The 1,781-nt window shown below is 74.3% G+C and carries 1 protein-coding gene; it reads left to right on the top strand.

All coding sequences use genetic code 11. The annotated features are described in order from the left end of the window. Positions 1-1,684, top strand: a 1,684-nt coding sequence (locus tag FV234_RS25690; protein ID WP_147832427.1) for an ATP-binding cassette domain-containing protein, incomplete at its 5' end; no start/stop codon positions are given. Between the last annotated feature and the right edge of the window lie 97 nt (positions 1,685-1,781).

The raw sequence follows: 1,781 nt of genomic DNA on the forward strand, positions 1-1,781 counted from the left end.
CGCCCGCGACGTCGACCCGGCCGCCCTGGTCGCGGCGGCGGGCGCGTTCGCGATCGCGGCGATCCTGATCGCCCTGTCGCTCAACCTCTGGCGGCTGCGCGAGGGCCTGAAGCCGGTCTTCGGCGAGACCGCCCGCACGATCGCGAGCCTGCAGGGCCGCCGTGGGCGAAAGGGCGGCCTCGCGGTGCCGCGCTCCGGCGACCTCGCTGCGCACGGCGTCGGCGCCTACGACGCCGCGACCGGCGAACGGCTTTCGGGCGTCGACCTCAACCTCGCGATGCCGTCCCACGTCGCGATCATCGGCGGCCGCGGAAGCGGCGCCCGGGTGCTTGCCGCGATCCTGGCGGGCCAGGTCGCGCCGACGGCGGGCAGCGTCACCTATGCCGGGCACGATCTCGGAGGGTTCGACGCCGCCGACCGCGCCCGGCGCATCGCGTTCGCGGCCGGCGAGGCGATCCTGGTCGAGGGCAGCTTGCGCGCCAACATCCTCTACGGCGCCGATCCCTCGGCAGCCCCCGACCAGCCCGCCTTCGTCGAGATCCTGCGGATCACCGGGCTCGACGCCTTCGCCTACGCCCGCGGCCTCCTCGGCCGGGTCGATCCCATTGCTGCGCCGGACTTCGCCCGCGCCCTGGTGGCCGCCCGCGCGACGATGCGGGCGGTGCTTCGGGCCGAGGGGGCCGAGCGCCTGGTCGAGCCGTTCGATCCCGCCCGCTACAACCATCAGGCGACGGTCGGCGAGAACATCCTGTTTGGCGAGCCGGTGGGCCCGACCTTCGCGCCCAAGCGCTTGGCGCGGCATCCCTACATGCGGGCGGTGCTGGAGGCGGAAGACCTCGTCCGCCCGCTCACCGAGATCGGCCTCGCCGTCGCGCGGAGCACCGTCGAGATCTTCGCCGAGCTGCCCAACGACCATCCGCTGTTCGATGCGTTCTCCCTCTTCCCGGCGGACGAGCGCGGCTACTTCGAGGATCTGGTGGTGCGCCAGCCGAGCGCGGTCGCCCTGCGTCGCGGCCCGGCGGGCCAGCGCGACCGCGAGCGGCTGATCGGTCTGGCGTTGCGCTACAGCGAAACCCGCCACCGCTTCGGCCTGATCGATCCGGCGTTCGAAGAGAGGCTCGTGGCCGCCCGCCAGTCCTTCGCGCGGATGCTGCCGTCGTATCTCGCCGCGGCTGTGGAGTTCTACGATCCGACGCGGATCAATTCGGCGGCCAGCGTCGAGGAGAACCTGCTGTTCGGCCGCGTCAGCCAGGGCGAGGCCGGCGCCGAGCCGCGGGTGCGCGCGATCGTCCGGCGGGTGCTGACCGAGGAGGGCCTGGAGGCCTCGGTCTACCGCCTCGGGCTCGAGAGCCGCGTCGAACCCGGCAGCGCCGGCACCGGCTCGGTCGCGGGCGAGGGCGCGATTCCGGTCGAGATGCGCATCGCGATCGACCTCGCCCGCTGCCTGATCCGCCAGCCCGACATCGTCGTGGTCGCGATCCTGCTCGACGAGCGCAAGCCCGCCGAGATCGCGGCGCGCATCACCCGCCTGCGCGCGGCCCGCGCCGGCCGCGGCCTCGTCGTCTGCGTCCCGGACGCCGCCGACCTCGCCGCCCTCGATCCCTTCGACGCGGTGATCGCCGTGGAGAACAGCACGGTGGTGCCGCTGCAGCCGGACGCAGCCCGCACGCTCGAGCCGGCGTGAAGCCATACGGGCGCCGTATTGGCCGCACAGGCTCGTCCCTGCGTGCCCGCCTCGTGCAGGGCCGCGTCGGCCGCGACGTCGCGCGCCCCTCCCGCCC

The organism is Methylobacterium sp. WL8 (assembly GCF_008040045.1).
Taxonomy (GTDB): Bacteria; Pseudomonadota; Alphaproteobacteria; order Rhizobiales; family Beijerinckiaceae; genus Methylobacterium; species Methylobacterium cerastii.